Here is a 16,235-nt window from a genome sequence, read left to right on the forward strand (position 1 = left end):
GGTGGAGTGGCGAATGAGCTCGCCGCGGCCGATGACAGCCGTTATCCACGGAGGAAGTGCCCCTCGACCGAGCGGTAGACCCGCTCCGCCTTCGAGGCCGGCGGTCGGGTGCGACCGCCGATCAGGCTACGACGACCCGAACGACTCCTGACCGAGTCGGGCATGGGCTGATGAGTGAGGCGAAGTGGGTGTCGGGGCAGGCGTTCCGAGGGGGTTGGTCAGAGCCGAACCATGCGCACGACCGTGACCGGCAGGAGTCCCGTGGTCGGGGCTACCAAGCCCGGCGGGGATCGCGGTATTCCTCCGGGGTCTGGTCGGGCAGATCCCCGCCCTGATCGGTCCGCAGCAGCATCCCCGGGGAGGGCTCGAACTCCTCGTCGGGCGGCGCGGGTCGGTGGAATCGCCGGGTGCCCGGAATGGCGGCCTCCACCAGCTTGCCATCCCGGAACATCCACAGACCGAAACAGTCGTCGTCCTGGTCGCGGAGCAGCACCTGCACCGTTCCCGGATACGGCCACGGCAGCGACTCCAGATGCTCGAGCAGACCGGAGCGGGCCCACACCTTGTCGAACTCCAGGGCCCACCCGAAGTCGAAACCCCACTGACCCGCGATCGGCACGAAGTGGCCGTGCCAGGTACGTCCCGCGTCCGGGCGGGTCAGCGGCTCCATGACCTCCTCCGCGTGGCGGGCGAGCACGATGACCTCGGCGTCTCTACTCATGGAGGAGTATCACCGCGCCCACACGACCCACCGCAACCCAATTCACCGAGCGCCGGTGCGAGTGCGTGGGGTGCCGGGCGCTTCTCGATCCGGCACCGCACAACGGCCGCAGGTCGCGGCGGCCCGCCGCACTCGTGGAAGGGTCAGCGCCCGGTGCGCCCGGTGCACCTGGTGCGCGCTGGGACGTGGCGGGTGTTCGACACCGGAGTGCGTGCAGACGGGCCCGGCGGTGGACCCCATCGAGTGCGGGCGGTCAACGCGGCGGCGGGCGGATCGGGCGCGGGCCTCGTCGGGTCGAGTACCTCGCGCCGGCATGCTCGAACCCGCATACCGCGCGGGGTTGTCGCCCGGCGCCCGCAGCCTCCCCGGGGGCGTGTGCGGATCGGCCGCACGACCGGGAAACCCGCACGGGCAGCGGAGGTTCGGCATGGCAGCGGGCGTCCGGATCGTGGGATCGATGTAGCCGGCCGCGAAACCGAACCGCCGTGGCGGGTTGCCGGCCGGCGGGCGGCGAAGCTGCCCGGTTTCCCTCGTCGACCGTGCCCGGCAGAGGCCGACGGCACAGCTGCCGGCGTTGCCGGGAGTTCGGTGGCCCAGCGACGGCGGCAGGCGTTCGTTGTCCGAGTCCGACGCGGCGCAGGGGTTCGGGTGATCGTCTTCATTGCTGCTTCGGGTGATCGTCTTCATTGCTGCTGTCGAATACTGCCGGCATGAAGGACACCCTGGCCGTCCCTCTCACACATGTTTCGAGGCCGACGACGAGGGCGAACCCCGGTGGATCCGAGCCGTGGTGTGCGCGGGCGGTTGCGCTGTCGCTTCCGGTCGGAGGGTTCGTCAGCGGTCGTGGGTGGTGCGCCGTTTCCGGGCCGATGCCCGGGCGGCCTCGGTCGACGAGCGTGGTGGTCCTGGCGACGCGTCCCGGCGGGATTCCTCGCCCGTATCCGAACGACGTGCGCTCCCGGGCTCCTTCGTCACCGACCTTGGGAACTGCCCCGAATGTGAGGCGGAGCCGGCAGGACCGGCCGTTGACGATCATCGAAGCTCAGTAGGGTGCGGGCATGACGGAGCGCCCCGGGTTCGGTGTGATGTTGGCGTGGTTGCTGGAGCACAGAGAGCTCGGCGTGGGGGATCTGGCCGATCGCGCCGGGTTGGCAGGAGACGAGGTCCGAGCGGTACTTGCGGGGGAAATCCCCGGCGAGGGCCTGCTGCGACGGGTCGCGCCCGCATTGGGATTCCGCGCCGTCGATCTGTTCATCCTGTCGGGACTGGCGGTCCCGGACGACATGGCACCGTTGGACGGCGCGGCCGAGCAGTGGGCGCCCCGGATCGTGATGGACGCGGTACACCTTCCGGTGGCGGCACGGCGTGAACTCCTGTGGATTGTCCGTTCGTTGCCGCAGGAAATGCGGCTTTGCGGCTTCGCCCCGAGGCCGCTCGGGCTCCTTGTCGATCCGGGTGGATCGGTCGTCCGCATGCTCCGGTACCGCAATCTGAGCCGGACGGGCATGGCGCAGACCTTGGCAGTCGTGACGCCCACATACCTGTCGGCGTCCACCTACGGTGTGATCGGCTCCGGTCGCAAGGAGTTGACGCCTCGCCTGGTGACGGACTTCGCGGCCTTGTTGGGGATCGACGCCCGGGAACTGGCGGTGCTGACGGGCGTTCACCTGCGCGAGGTGCCGGCACCCCCGCCCCGGGCGGCGGTCGATGCCGCCGTGCTGCTGTGGGAGGCACGGCGCCTGTCTGCCGCCCAGGCACGGCACGTCTGCGAGCTGGCGCGCTCGATGCGCGGGGACTCCGCCAACGGCTGTGTCATCAACTTCCCCGGAACCTGACAGATCAGGAGAGGGCAGGCGCGGAGGCGTTGCGTGCCAACGAACGGGCTGCCCGTTTCCGCTGCCGTTCGGGTGTACTCGGCGGGTCTACGGGAGCCCGGGTCACCACCGCGTCGCGCCGACATGCGCGCCGCCGATGAGATCTTCGCCGGTCTGCGGGGTATGCGATGCGGGACCGGCACGAACGGCGCGGCGGGTCAGGTCCATTCCAGGGTGTGCCTGCCCGAGGAGTGTCGGTGGGTGGTGGGCCGGGAGTCCCGGAACGGTGTGCCGTCCTCCAACGATCGGGCCAGGAGGTCGAAGAGTTCGGCCAGGCTCGTGGCCCACTCCACGGGTGGCCAACACCCGGATCCGAGGCCGATCTCGTACACGTGGCCGTACATCGGGCCGGGTTGGTGGTAGACGAAGGCGATGCCACCGTCGTTGGGGTGTGCGAAGGGCACCCAGCGGAGAATGTGGCCGTCGACGTGGTTTTTGCGGAAGTCGTCCACGTAGTCGGCCGGGTCGAAGTCGGCCTCGAAGTCCTCGGCCAGGGCGACGATTCCGGTGTATGCCGAGGCGATGGCGTCGGCTCCGTCGAGTCGGTGGCCGAGGGGGAGGAACGCTCCTGCCTGGAAGTGGTCGAGATCCCAACCGGCTTCGGCGTCGGGGACGCCGTCGTGGCGTTCCAGGAGAGCTCGGAGTTCGGGATGGAGCGGGAAGCCGAGTCGGGCTTCCAGCGCGTCGATCCGGGTGGCGGTCGCCGGAGGGCGCAGGGTGGAGCGATCCTCCGGCGACCGCTCGGCCAGTAGGGCCTCGAACCGATCCCATGCCTGTTGGAAGACGTCGACGTTCGTACCCGTGAGATCCATGCGCCGGACGGTATCCGCGGGCACCGACGTCCGTGGACACGACGCCGGATCCCGAGGCAAGTCGGTTGCCGGGAAACGACGTTCCCTCCGTCGGGAGCGGGGCGGCGATCCGGGCGATCGGGACCCCGGAACTGCTCGGCGCGGTGGGGTCGCCGAGTCCGCCGACGGCGACCGGTTTCGGGCGTGTGCCCGTGCGCGGCCGGGGTGCCGGCTGCTGGGCGCCGCGTGTGGGTGATGCGGGGCGGCCCGCCTCGCCGGGCGCCCCGGCGTCGTCGGGGCCGGCGGGGGTGCCGCCGGCGGTGCCGGACGGCGCCGGGGGCTGGATGCGTGGCTGGGCGAGGTGATCGCGGGGGCGACGGCGGATCTGTTGTCGGACGTGCCCGCGAGGCTGCGACAGCACCTGCCGGGCCCGGGCATACCGCGACCGCGAGGGTCGTCGGCCGGGTCCGGATGCTCGGCCGGGCGGAGGTCGACGGCGACAACACCGACACGGTCCGGCCGCCGAGATCTTCCGGGCCCGTGGGGCCGCTCGCGCGGGCGGCGTCGCGTGAACGAGCGGCCGATGCCGTGAGGTCGTCCGGGTGGGCGTCGAGAGTCCGGGCGAGGGCGGCCGGGTCGCGGATGGTGAACGCCCACGGGAGGCCGGCGAGGATACGGGCCATCGCCGGCAGGTCCTCGGCGCCGCCGGTCACCAGGACACCTCCGGTCGGGCACGCGTGGAGCTCGCCGAACGTCGGCGGGAGGCAACGGCGTGCGGCGTCGGGGTCGACGTCGGGGTCGACGTCCGTCCAGACCTCCGTGCGGTGTGTCCACGGCCCCAGGGTGAGCGCGTGGGTGACGTACCCCACCGGGTCGACCACCGGGTCGACGTCGACCGGGGGGACGAAATGGCCCGGGAGTTCGACGGCCGCGGTGATCCGGTCGATCCGGAACATGCGGATGTCGTCGCGCAGGTGGTCGTGGCCGACCAGGTACCAATGTCGGCGGTGGACGACCAGACCGTAGGGGTCCACGTCCCGGGTGCCGGGGGCCGGCCGGGCGCGGTGTGCACGATCCGTACCCGCCGGCGGGTACGCACTGCCGCTGGGCCTGGGAGCGGGTCACCCCGGACCCGGTCGCGGCCGGGCACGACATGCACCCGCTGACGCTGACCGGTTTCGGCGGCCGGGCCCACGTCGCCTCGCCCGCGACGACCTTGGGCACACACGCGCGACATCGCGTCGGCCGTCGAGGTCGCCGACCTGCGCGATGTCGTCCCGGTCGCGCTTTCGTACGCGGGCGCGCCCGCGACCGCCGCCGCGACCCGGATCGCCGACCGGATCACACGGATCGTCTACCTCGCGGCGGTACTGCCACAACCGGGCCGCACCCTGTTCGAACTGCTGCCGCCGGAAGTCGAGGACCTCATCGGCGCGACCGCGGACGCCGGCGGCGACGGCCGGCGCATCCCCGTCTTCGACGACATGATCCTCGACGGCACGTTCGGCGACCACGGCCTCGACCGCGGCGACCAGGGCCGGGTCGGAGCCACGGGGCGAAGCGGGGCACGGCCGGCGGCGCTCGGGCCCGGGTCGGCGGTTCGACCCGGGCGCCGGCGTCTTCGCCCGAGCCCGTCGCTACTCGAACCGCGTGGTGTCGCCCGCTCCTCGGCGGATGATCTCGGCCTCGTCGCCGGAGTAGTCGATGACCGTGGTCGGCCGGGTGCCGCAGTCGCCCGAGTCCACCACGGCGTCCAGCACGTGGTCGAGCCGTTCCTTGATCTCCCAGCCCTGTGTCAGCGGCTCGTCCTCGCCGGGCAGGAGCAGTGTGCTGGACAGGATCGGTTCACCGAGTTCGGCGAGCAGGGCCCGGGTGACGACGTGGTCGGGAATCCGGACGCCGACCGTCTTCTTCCTCGGGTGCAACAGTTGCTTCGGTACCTCGGACGTCGCACGGAGGATGAAGGTGTAGGGGCCGGGCGTCGATGCCTTGATGACGCGGAACACGTCGTTGTCCAGGTGTACGAACCGGCCCAGTTGGGCGAAGCTCTCGCACACCAGGGTGAAGTGGTGCCGGTCGTCGAGATTGCGGATCGTGCGGATCCGGCCGATGCCGTCACGGTTGCCCAATCGGCATCCCAGTGCGAAACAGGAATCTGTCGGGTACGCGACGAGCGATCCGGAGCGGATCAGGTCGACCACGCTGTCGATGGTGCGTTGCTGGGGGTTCTCGGGGTGCACATCGAAGTACTTCGCCATCCGCCGACCCTACGGGGAAAAGCCCCCGCGTCCGTGGGGTGGATCATCGCAAAGGGTCGGGCGTTGTCGTCGTCGTGTTCCACATCGGGCCGACGATCCGGACGGCGGTGACGACCGGGACGGCGGGTGCGACCCGGTAACCGACGAAGAAGCGGCCGATGGTGACCTCGGGCCGGTCCCTGTCGTAGGTCGGACTCGGTACGTATCCGTTGGGGGTCGTTCGCGAGCGTCCGCGCTCCCGCGTCGAGTTCGTTCCCGTCGCCCGGCGACAGGGCGCCGTGTTCCCGGTCCGCCCGCGGGCGGTACCTCACGTGGTAGGTCATTTCGGGCCCCCGGTTGTCGGTCGGGATGTGCCTCGGCCTCGGCGGCCGGACACTGTGCCCGGTCCGCGGCGGCGTACTCCGCGTGGAGTTGCTCCGGGGTGATCTCCCCGTCGATGACACCGACCTCGTCCACGACGAACGCGGCCCGGCGTGGGGGATGTTGGGGCGACGGCTGTGGGCGAAGCCCGCCGCTGCCGGGGAGCGGTGCCGTCGGCGACCGACCGCAGCGTGCTCCGCGCGCTCACCGGGATCCGGCGCCGGCACGCGTCCGGGCATCCACCGGTCTCGAACTCGCCGACGCCGCCGAGACCTACAGCCTCGGCGCGGCGATCCACTGGGCCTGGACCGGCACCGCCCCTGCCACCAACGGGGGCGTGTGGCGCGGACGTAGTCGCACGGTGGCGTCGCACGGGTGCGGATGGGCCGTCCGGGTGGGACGGCGCCGCAGGCCGGCGAGGGGGTGAGCGTCGATCCGGGCGGTACGCGGGCTTTTGCTTCGATCGCCGGCGGCGGTGGGGCGGGGCCGGTGCGGTGAGGCTCGCCGGGTGCGGCGCGGTGGGTCCGGGCGTTGTTTCGGGGGCCGGGTGGGGGCTCGGGCGGGTGGGGTTGGTCACATGGGTTGGTGGAGGGAGGGGTGGTGGTATGTCGATTTCGGGTCGGGGATTGGGGGGTCGGTCGTGGTGTTCGGGGTGTGTTGGTTCCGTTGAGGATTGTTGTGGTCGGTGATATCGGTGCTCGCAAGGGCTCGGCTATCGGCCAACTTGACGGGAATTCATTGTCGGGCGCGTCCGGCTTGCCGGGAAAGGCGAGGGATGTGCGAGGTAAGCAGATGGCGGGTGGTCGTGCGGAAGGGTCTTTCTCGGGTGCTCTGGTTCATCCTGGCAATCAAATGTCTGGCGTGCAGGGGGTTTGTGGTGTTCGGCTCCGGTGAATCGGTTCCGGCTTGGTGGAATTTGCCGGGGCGGTCGCGGCTCAGCGTTCGACCTGCGGGGTTTGTATGGTGGGAGGCGTGACGGGATGCGCAGGGAGATGTGATGTCGATCGGCGGAGAGCGGGTGGATCGGGGCGACGTGGTCGAATCGCGCGGGGTCTGTGGCATGGGGCTTACCGGGGCATAGTGGTCGAAATTGGCTACTGACTTGTTGTTCATCGGGAAACCATCACGAATTTGCGTTGGTAAAATAAGGGCCTTGGTCGCGCGGTTCGACGTGATCCGGGGCAGTCGGCACGGGGCCGCCGTCCGGCGCACGAAAATGATCAACCGCGACGGGTTCGGGAATCGGGCCCGGGAGCGTGATCGACATACGGGGACGAGGATCGGAGAAAAGAGCGGAAACGGGCGCCGGAAGCGGGACCGTGCGGAAGAAATCGGCATCGGGATCGCTTTTGTTCCGACGATCGCTCGAAGGTGGGAAGGTAATAAGCGGAGGAACTCTCCATTCCTTCGCGTGTGGTCGGGACGGATTCGGGTGCGGACATCGCCGTCGAATCGTCTCGGCGGCGGGAGCGGTCCGATCGGCGTGGTGCGATGCGACATTTCGTCAGTCCGACGGGGGAGAACGGCGAAGGATGGCAATGATCGAGCGCGACGACGAGCGCGCAGAGCTTCTCGATTTGTTCACCGAATGCCAACGAAACCGAGGCGGCGTCGCTGTCATCAGCGGCCCGATGGGGTGTGGGAAGACCGAACTGCTGCGGGATTTCGGGAATCGCGTCACGGCTGACGGGCTGCTGCTCAGTGCCTTCGGGGCCCGGGCCGAGCAGGGCGTACCGCTGAGCCTGATCGACCAGTTGCTGCACAACGCGGCCTCGTCGAGCGAGGACATCGTCGCCGCGGCCACACCGGAACTGGCCGAACTGCGGGCCTGCGCCCCGGGGATATCCGGTCTGCACATGATGCGCGATCTCGGTGCGACGCTGCGCAGACTCGCCGAGCACTCCCCCGTGGTGATCAGCGTCGACGACGCGCACTACGCGGACAAGGAATCCCTGCAGGCGCTGCTCTACTGCGTCCACCGGCTGAGTTCCTCGCGTGCCCTGGCGGTGTTCAGCGTGCCGACCATCCTGTCGCAGGAGTTCCAGCAGTTCCACGCGGACGTGCTGCGGCTGCCGCACGCGCGCCACATCGGGCTGACCCCGCTGTCCGAACCGGCCACGACCCGGCTCGTCGCCGAGACCTTGGACGTGTCGGCCGCGCACCCGCTGGTATCGGCCATCTACGCGACCACCGGCGGGAATCCGCTGCTGATCCGGGCCCTGGTGGAGGAGACCCGGATGCTCGCGAAGCTGACCGAGGGCGAGTTGCCCGCGCAACCGGTGGCGGGCGAGAAGTTCGGCCGGGCCGTCGCCAGCGGCGTCCGCCGCGGCGAGCCGGACGTACGCCAGGTCGCGGCCGGACTCGCGGTGCTCGACGCGGACTTCTCGCTCACGCTGCTGTACCGATTGGTGGACATGGACCCGGTCGCCTGCGCGCAGATCGTGCAGGCACTCCGCAGCGCCGGGTTGCTCGACGGGGGTCGGTTCCGCCATCCGAGCATCCGCCGCGCCGTCGTCGACGGGCTGACCCCGCAGCGGCGCGGCGAGTTGTACCGGCGCGCCGCGGTGTTGCTGCACGAGCAGGGCACGGCGGCGCCGAGCGTGGCCCGCTATCTGCTGTCCGCCGACGGGATCGAGGCGGCGTGGGCGCTTCCGGTGCTCAAGGAGGCGGCGGAGACGGCGCTGCTGCGCGACGATGTCGAGTTCGCGCTCGGGTGTCTGGGGATGGCGCTTCGACTGTGCGACGACGAGGCCGAGTACGCCGAGCTCAAGGTCGTGCGAGCGCGCGCCGAGCGGCGCGCCGATCCCTCCGCGTCGAACCGGATGTTGCCCCCCATGGCCGTCCAGGCCGATGAGGGCGGGCAGTCCCGGTCGAATCTGATCACCTCGCTTCTCGCGGACAGTACCGAGGAGGACGTGGTGGACATGCTGGAGCACATCGGGCTGCTTCGGCTGCCGTATTCGTTCCCCTCGCCCGCCGAGCGGGTGCGCAAGGCTGCGGTGGTGATCACCGCGGCGAGTGCCGAGGAGCGGGGGTCGGCCCGGGCGATGATCAAGATCCTGACCCGCGGCACCGACGAGGGGGCGATCGCCCACGCCGAGCAGGTCCTGCAGGGATCGCCGCTCACCGAGCGCACCGTCGACGGGCTGGTGCTGGCGCTGATGACGTTGATCTACGCCGACCGGCTCGACACCGCGCAGTTGTGGTGCGACACCTTCCTGGCCCAGACCATCACCCGTCGAGCCGACGCCTGGGCGGCCTCGCCGGCCGCCGTCCGGGCGGAAATCGCGCTGCGCCGGGGGGACCTGACCGCGACGAAGCGGCACGCGGGCCTGGCGCTGAGCCTGGTGTCGTCGCAGCGGGTGGGGATCGGCATCGGGCTCCCGCTGGCCTGTATGATCCGCGCGACCACCGAGGCGGGCGCCTACCGCGAGGCCGCCGAGTTGTTGGCTCGACCGGTGCCGCCGGAGATGTACGAGACTCGATTCGGGATGCACTATCGCAGCGCGTGGGGCCACTACCGCCTCGCGACCGACCGGGCCGATGCCGCGCTGGAGGAGTTCACCCGCTGCGGGGAATCGATGCGCAAGTGGGGAATCGACCGGCCTTCGCTGGTGCCGTGGCGTACCGACGCGGCGCTGGCCCATCTGCGGTTGGGCAACCGGCTCGCGGCCCGGGCGCTGGCGGTGGAGCAGTTGCAGCTGGGCATGGACTCCCGGTCACGAACCCGTGGCATCTCGCTGCGTGTGCTCGCGCTGACCGGGGAGGCGGGAAAGCGGCCGGCGTTGCAGCGCGAGGCCGTGGAGATCCTCGAAGGCACCGGCGACCGGCTCCATCTGGTGCGGGCATTACGGGACTTGGCCGCGACCAGCGGCGAGCGCGAGGACGCGGCGCAGGCCCGTATCCTGATGCGCCGCGCGGAGAAGCTCGCCGCGGACTGCGGCATCGGGCCGGTGGGCGCCGCCGAGTCGCCGCCCGCGTTCGTCGAGGACGCCGCGATCGACACGCTCAGCAAGGCCGAGCACCGGGTCGCGATGCCGGCCGGCGCGGGCTACTCGAACCCGCAGATCGCGCGCCGCTTGTTCATCACCGTCAGCACCGTCGAGCAGCACCTGACCCGGGTCTATCGCAAGCTCAACCTGTGCCGGCACGAACTGGCGGCGTGGTTCGGGGTCGCGCAGGGGGTGCACTCGCACGAGTCCCAGGTCGGCTGAGGTATGGCCGAGCCCCGGGCCGCGATCGCTCGGTCCGGGGCTCGGCCGGTCCCCGGGGTGGGCCCGGGCTCACTCGGCGACGTAGGTCGTGCCGTGCCAGACGAAGACCTGCAATTGCCGACCCTCGGACAGGCACGTCTGTGTGGTGCGCTCGAAGTGGTGGTAGCAGTTGCCGCGGAACAGCTTGAGCGTTTCCTGCCTGTTGGGCACGTACCGGATCCGTTCGCGCCCGGACAGGGTTGCCGGTCCGCCGCGGAGCATGGCGTTGGGGTGTTCGGACATGGAGTTCTCCTTCCGATGGGACCGCCCGAGCGGTCGGGCGTTTCGCGGCGCCGGCGGCGCCAGGGCGGGTCTTCAAGCCTCCGTCGGGCTCCGCGACGGGGGCTTGAAGACGCGCCCTACGACGGTGTGCTCACCATGGTCAGTACGGCGGCAGAGCAGATCCATCCCGGGCCCTGGGAGGTGAGCAGGACGTGGTCGCCCGGGCTCAGGTCGCCGCCGCGCACCAGGTGGTCCAGGGAGATGATCACGTCGGCCGCGCCGGCGTGCCCGATCGATCGACCGAAATCCCAGCTCGATCGATCGTTGGGGAGCCCGAGCGGGGCCATCACGCAGTACTCGACCATGCGCCCGTCGAGGTTGATCGGGACGACCTTGGTCAGGTCGGCCGCGTTGATGCCCGCGTCGACCAGGGCGCGGTGGATGATGCCGATCCCGAATCGGCTGAGGCTCTCCAGGGTGTCGGCGAGGGACATCTCGCTGTCGTGGAAGTACTCGGCCCGCTTGCCCACGTCGAACGTGTCCGGCGCGGCGTCGTACGGCGGCAGGAGCGAGTCCTCGCCACGATGCCACTTCTCCAGGTCGGGGAGGATGCCGGAGGCCAGCGATCGGACCTCGGCGAAGCCGCCCGCCGAGCCGACCAGCGCGGCGGCGGCGCCGTCGGCCAGGATGTAGGACTGGCCGTAGCCGCGCCAGCGGTCGATCAGCGGTGTGCTGAAGTTCTGCGCGGTGGTCAGCAGCGCCGCCTCGATCCCGGCGGCGCCGGTGATCTGCCCGACGGCCACCTCCAGGGCCGCGAGCATTCCGTTGCAGCCTTGGCGAAGATAGAGCGTCGACACGTTTGCGATGCCGAGTTCCCGCAGGATGTAACCCGGCGGGTAGGAGCCTTCCGGGCCCTGGTGGTAGACGCCGCTGTGGATATGGGATTCGATCGCGTCGATATCGAGCTTCGACCGGTCCAGGGCCTCCTGGGCGGCGGTGACGGCCATGTCCAACGCGGGTATTCCGTCCGCGACTTGGGTCCCGGTCAGGCCGCTCGCCTGGTACAGCTCCTCGTCGTGGCCGCCGTTTGCCACCGCCTGCTGCGCGCTCACCCATTCGGGTAGGTAGACCCCGAGTGCGTCGAGGTATACGCCTTCCACCTTCACGTCGACTCTCCTGACGTCTCGCGTTTTTGGTATTCGACTTCCAGTTCCCGAGGAGCTCCCGCTTGAGGTGGCGGACGAGCGCCACCGGGGTGGTGTGCTCGTAGATCAGCGCGGAGGGCAGCCGGAGTTCGGTCGCGGCGTTGAGTCGATTGCGTACGCTCAGCGCCGTCAACGAGTCGAATCCCAGGTCCCGGAATCGTTGGTCGGGCCGCACCACCTCGAGGGTTGGGTAACCGAGCACCGTCGCCACGCTGTTGCGGACCAGGTCGAGCAGGACCCGGTCCTGCTCCTGGTCGGACGTCCGCGCGACGAGGTGGCGAAGGGAGACCTCTTCGGTCGGGGAATCCTCGGCGGCTCGTCGGGCCGGATCGCGGACCAGGCCGCGCAGCAGCGTCGGCGTCGGCTCGGTCCGCGCCCGCCGGTTCAGTTCCGCGAAGGCCGGCCGCGCGGCCACCACCGTCGCCTCGCCGGACGCGCAGGCCGCGTCGAACAGTTCCAGCCCTTCCGCGGCGGAGAACTCGGCCACCCCCGCAGCCGCCAGGCGCGCCCGGCCGGCCTGGCCCAGTTGCTCCGTCATGCCGCTTTGCTCGGCCCACAGCCCCCACGCGATGGACAGCGCCGCCGCCCCCTCGGCGCGGCGCCGACGGGCGAAGGCGTCCAGGAAGGCGTTGGCCGCCGCGTAGTTGCCCTGGCCGGCCGAGCCGAGGATCCCCGCGCACGAGGAGAACAGCACGAACGCCGACAGGTCCAGCTCCCGGGTCACCTCGTGCAGGGCCAGGACGGCGTCGACCTTGGGCCGCAGTACGGCGTCGATCCGGTCGGGCGTCAGCGCCGTGACCACGCCGTCGTCCAGCACGCCGGCCGTGTGGATCACCGACTTGAGCGGCCGGTCCTCGGGCAGCGCGGTCAACAGCTCGGCCAGCGCCTCCCGATCGCTCGCGTCGCAGGCCGCCGGCGTCACGTGCGCGCCGAGGCCGCACAGGTCCGCCACGAGTCGGTCCGCGCCCGGCGCCTGCGGGCCCTGCCGGCTGATCAGCACCAGGTGCCGCGCCCCGTGTTCGGCCACCAGATGGCGGGCGAGCAGGGCGCCGAGCGCACCGGTGCCGCCGGTGATCAAGACGGTGCCCGTGGGATCGATCGGCGCACCCGACGGCCGGGTCGACGGCGCCGTGCCCGGCTCGATTCGCGAGAGCCTGGGCACCCGCAACGTGCCCTGACGCAGCGACAGTTGCGGTTCGTCTCGGCCCAGCGCCGCGGGCAGCGAGCGCCACGAGGCCTTGCCTCCGTCGATGTCGGCCAGCACGAGGCGGCCCGGGTGCTCGGACTGGGCGGACCGGATCAGACCCCATACGGCGGCGCCGATCGGGTCCGGCAGCGTGTCCGCGTGCTCGGGGCCGGCGGCTCCGCGGGTGAGGAACACCAGCTTCGAGGCGTCGAACCTGCCGTCGGTCAGCCAGAACCGGACCCGGTCGAGCGCGGCGTGGGTGCACCGTCGTACGGCGTCGGCCGTTGCCGCGCCGTCGGCCGAGGAAGGCGAGGACTTCGAGGCGGCCGAGGTCTCCGGCGCGCAGGTCACCAGCACGATGTCGGGCGCCGCCGCGCCCGCCTCGATCCGCTCGGCGAGCGCGGCCAGGTCCGGGTACGCCTCGGCGTACCGGCCGGCCGCCATCAAGGCGCTCCGGGCCCCGAGTTCGTCCGTCCCCACCACGGCCCAGGACTTCGGTGGGGTGCCCGCGACCGGTACCCCGACCCACTCGACCCGGAACAGGGCGTCGTGTTGCGCGGCGCCGGCGCTGCGGACCCCGTGCGCGGTGATCCGCCGGGTCCGGCAGGCGAGCCCGGCCAACGCCGGGCCCGGGCCCGGTTCGAGGAAGGTCGTCACGCCCAGGGTGTGCAGCGTTCGCACCCCGTCGTGGAAGCGAACGCCCGTGCGGATGTGGCGAGTCCAGTACTCGGGTGAGCGCAGCTCATCGGCGGTGGCCACCCGGCCGGTGACGTTCGAGATCACCGGAACGACCGGCTCGTGGTAGGTCACGCTCCGGGCCACTCGCCCGAACGCGTCGAGTACGCCGTCCATGTGCGCAGAGTGGAAGGCGTGGCTGACCCGCAGGAGCTTGGTCCGCGCGCCGCGGTCGGCGAACCGCCGGGCGAGGGTCCGGGCCGGTTCGGTGTCGCCGGAGACCACCACGGCGTTCGGGCCGTTGATCGCCGCCAGGCTCAGGGATGTCCCGAACTCCTCTAGCTGCGGGAGCACTTCGCTCTCGGGTGCGCCGATGGCGAGCATCGCGCCGCCCTCGGGCGCACTTTGCATCAGCGCGCCGCGCGCCGCCACCAGGGCGCAGGCGTCCGCCAGGGTGAGCACCCCGGCGACGTGCGCGGCGGCCAGTTCCCCCACCGAGTGTCCGATCAGCGCGTCGGCTCGCAGTCCGAACGAGTGCGCCAGTCGGTACAGCGCGACCTCGATCGCGAACAGCGCGGGTTGGGCGAAGGCCGTCCGATCAAGCAGCGCCGCCTGTTCGGTGTCCGGCTCGGCGAACACCACCTCGCGCAGCGACCGGTCCAGGTGCTCGTCCATGAGCGCGCAGATCTCGTCGAACGCCGCGCCGAACGCCGGGAAGGCGGCGTGCAGCCGGCGTCCCATGCCGGGTCGCTGGCTGCCCTGCCCGGTGAACATGAACGCCGTCGAGCCGGCTCCGGCGGCCGTCCCCACAACGGTGCCGGCCGAGGTCTCGCCGCGTGCGATCGCCGCCAGTCCGCCGAGGAGTTCGTCGCGGTCGGTGCCCAGGACCACCGCCCGGTGGCCGAAGGTGGTCCGGGTCGTGGCGAGCGCGCGGGCCACGTCGGTCGGGGCCGGTTCGGGACGGGCCGCGACGAACTCCCGCAACCTTCGGGCCTGTGCGCGCAGCGCGCGGGCGCCGCGGCCGGACACCGGCCACGGTAGGGGAGCCGTCGGGGCGGGCGCCGGCGCGCGTTCGGCCCGCGCGGACACCGGGGCGCCGGTGACGACCAGATGGCAGTTGGTGCCGCCCATGCCGAACGAGGAGACCCCGGCCAGTGGTGGGCGATCCGGGTGCGGCCAGTCGCCCGGTGCGGTCTGTACCCGCAGCCCGAGGTCGTCCAGCGGGATCTCCGGATTGGGCGTTCGAAAGTTGAGACTGGCCGGGATGGCCCGATGCTTGATGCTCAGCACGGTCTTGATCAGGCCGACGATGCCGGCGGCGCCCTCCAGGTGCCCCACGTTCGTCTTGGCGGAGCCGACGATCAGGGGATCGCCCGCCTGCTTGGCGGAGCCGATCACCGCACCGAGGGCGGCGGCCTCGATCGGGTCGCCGACCTTGGTGCCCGTACCGTGCAGTTCCACGAAGGCGATGTCGCCGGGCGCCACGCCGGCCTGCCGGTGGGCGAGGCGGATCACCTGTTCCTGGGCGGTCCGGCTGGGCGCGGTCAGTCCGCGACCGCCGCCGTCGTTGTTGATCGCGCCACCGAGGATCACGCCGGCCACGTCGTCCCCGTCGGCCAGCGCGTCGGCGAGTCGCTTGAGCACGACCAGGCCGCCGCCCTCGCCGCGGGCGTACCCGTTGGCCCGGGCGTCGAAGGTGTAGCAGCGGCCGTCCGGCGACAGTGCGCCGAAGCCGGCCATCGCCGCCGTGCCGTCCGGGGCCAGGATCAGGTTCACCCCGCCGGCGAGCGCCAGGCCCGTCTCCCCCTTGCGCAGGCTCTCGCAGGCCTGATGCACCGCCACCAGTGCGGACGACTGGCCCGAGTCGATCACCAGGCTGGGCCCGTGCCAACCCAGCACGTAGGAGACCCGGTTGGCGATGATGCTCCGGTGCATGCCGGTCGCCGAGTAGGGCGTGACCGCGCCCGGTCCCCGCCGGTGCGCCAGCGTCGCGTAGTCGTCCCCGATCGCGCCGACGAACACCGCGCCCTGGATGTCGCGGACCCGGTCCGGGATCAGGCCCGCGTTCTCCAGGGCCTCCCAGGCCAGTTCCAGGACCAGGCGCTGCTGGGGGTCCATCGCCACCGCCTCGCGCGGCGACACCCCGAAGAAGCCGGCGTCGAACCCGTCCACGGCGTCGAGGGCACCGCCGGCCCGCACGTCGCCGAAGCGGTGCGACGGCACCTCGCCGACGGCGTCGCCACCACTGCGCAGCAGCTGCCAGAAGGTCTCCGGATCACCTCCGCCCGGAAACCGGCACGACAAACCCACGACGGCGATCGCGTCGTTCTGCGCAACGTCGATGTCCGAGAACACGATTCACGAGCTCCATTTCGCCCATCCCGGGAATCGCGCCGCGGACGCTGCCGGATGGTCTGTCGGTGCGGACTCCGGCCCAGATTCACAGCGACGTCCAAAACCGTTCTTGCACCGGTCTTGGCCACCCCCGGGCCCCTCGGGCGCAGGTCGGACGGGGCGCGTCGTTCAAGGCGAACACAAGGATTTTCTAAGTCGACGCTGCGAGGGTCCGTAGCGGTCCGGGTGCGGCAGGCCCGGGAAACTCCCGGTTCGCGTTCGCCGGTATCGATGACTGCGTGAAGGAGTGCGTCGGATGAGAGTGGAGAACGTCTTCCTGGCCGGACTCGGTACCC

Annotated in this window: 7 protein-coding genes and 2 pseudogenes; 2 read left to right on the forward strand and 7 right to left on the reverse strand. The window is 71.3% G+C overall.

The features are described from left to right. Nucleotides 1-271: 271 nt before the first annotated feature. On the reverse strand, nucleotides 272-721 hold the full coding sequence (locus ABIA38_RS05205; protein WP_424637210.1) for a hypothetical protein: 450 nt from the start codon (nucleotides 719-721) through the stop codon (nucleotides 272-274). 1,058 nt (nucleotides 722-1,779) lie between these two features. Here ABIA38_RS05205 and ABIA38_RS05210 point away from each other — a divergent pair. Further along, nucleotides 1,780-2,556 carry a hypothetical protein gene (locus ABIA38_RS05210; RefSeq protein ID WP_424637211.1) on the forward strand — a complete coding sequence of 259 codons (777 nt, stop codon included), beginning with the start codon at nucleotides 1,780-1,782 and terminating at the stop codon, nucleotides 2,554-2,556. A gap of 197 nt (nucleotides 2,557-2,753) precedes the next feature. Here ABIA38_RS05210 and ABIA38_RS05215 read toward each other — a convergent pair whose 3' ends face one another. The 3 genes and pseudogenes from ABIA38_RS05215 to ABIA38_RS05225 all read right to left on the reverse strand — a co-directional run bounded on the left by ABIA38_RS05215 (nucleotide 2,754) and on the right by ABIA38_RS05225 (nucleotide 5,644). Then, nucleotides 2,754-3,407 carry an SMI1/KNR4 family protein gene (locus ABIA38_RS05215; RefSeq protein WP_424637212.1) on the reverse strand — a complete coding sequence of 218 codons (654 nt, stop codon included), beginning with the start codon at nucleotides 3,405-3,407 and terminating at the stop codon, nucleotides 2,754-2,756. A gap of 605 nt (nucleotides 3,408-4,012) precedes the next feature. Continuing rightward, nucleotides 4,013-4,432, reverse strand: a pseudogene (locus ABIA38_RS05220) (WYL domain-containing protein); the annotation flags it as partial. 591 nt (nucleotides 4,433-5,023) lie between these two features. Further along, nucleotides 5,024-5,644, reverse strand: a complete 621-nt coding sequence (locus ABIA38_RS05225) for an L-threonylcarbamoyladenylate synthase (protein WP_424637213.1) — start codon at nucleotides 5,642-5,644, stop codon at nucleotides 5,024-5,026. A gap of 1,898 nt (nucleotides 5,645-7,542) precedes the next feature. On the opposite strand from ABIA38_RS05225, the gene ABIA38_RS05230 reads away from it, so the two are divergent. Then, complete coding sequence (locus ABIA38_RS05230) at nucleotides 7,543-10,218, forward strand: AAA family ATPase (protein WP_424637214.1); 2,676 nt, start codon at nucleotides 7,543-7,545, stop codon at nucleotides 10,216-10,218. A gap of 69 nt (nucleotides 10,219-10,287) precedes the next feature. Here ABIA38_RS05230 and ABIA38_RS05235 read toward each other — a convergent pair whose 3' ends face one another. The 3 genes and pseudogenes from ABIA38_RS05235 to ABIA38_RS05245 all read right to left on the reverse strand — a co-directional run. After that, nucleotides 10,288-10,500 carry a DUF5988 family protein gene (locus tag ABIA38_RS05235; protein ID WP_424637215.1) on the reverse strand — a complete coding sequence of 71 codons (213 nt, stop codon included), beginning with the start codon at nucleotides 10,498-10,500 and terminating at the stop codon, nucleotides 10,288-10,290. Between the two features lie 116 nt (nucleotides 10,501-10,616). Then, nucleotides 10,617-11,486 carry a ketoacyl-ACP synthase III family protein gene (locus tag ABIA38_RS05240; RefSeq protein WP_424637493.1) on the reverse strand — a complete coding sequence of 290 codons (870 nt, stop codon included), beginning with the start codon at nucleotides 11,484-11,486 and terminating at the stop codon, nucleotides 10,617-10,619. A 235-nt stretch (nucleotides 11,487-11,721) separates the two neighbouring features. Continuing rightward, nucleotides 11,722-15,900: pseudogene (locus tag ABIA38_RS05245) on the reverse strand (type I polyketide synthase); the annotation flags it as partial. Between the last annotated feature and the right edge of the window lie 335 nt (nucleotides 15,901-16,235).

The organism is Embleya sp. AB8 (assembly GCF_049739465.1).
Classification (GTDB): domain Bacteria; phylum Actinomycetota; class Actinomycetes; order Streptomycetales; family Streptomycetaceae; genus Embleya.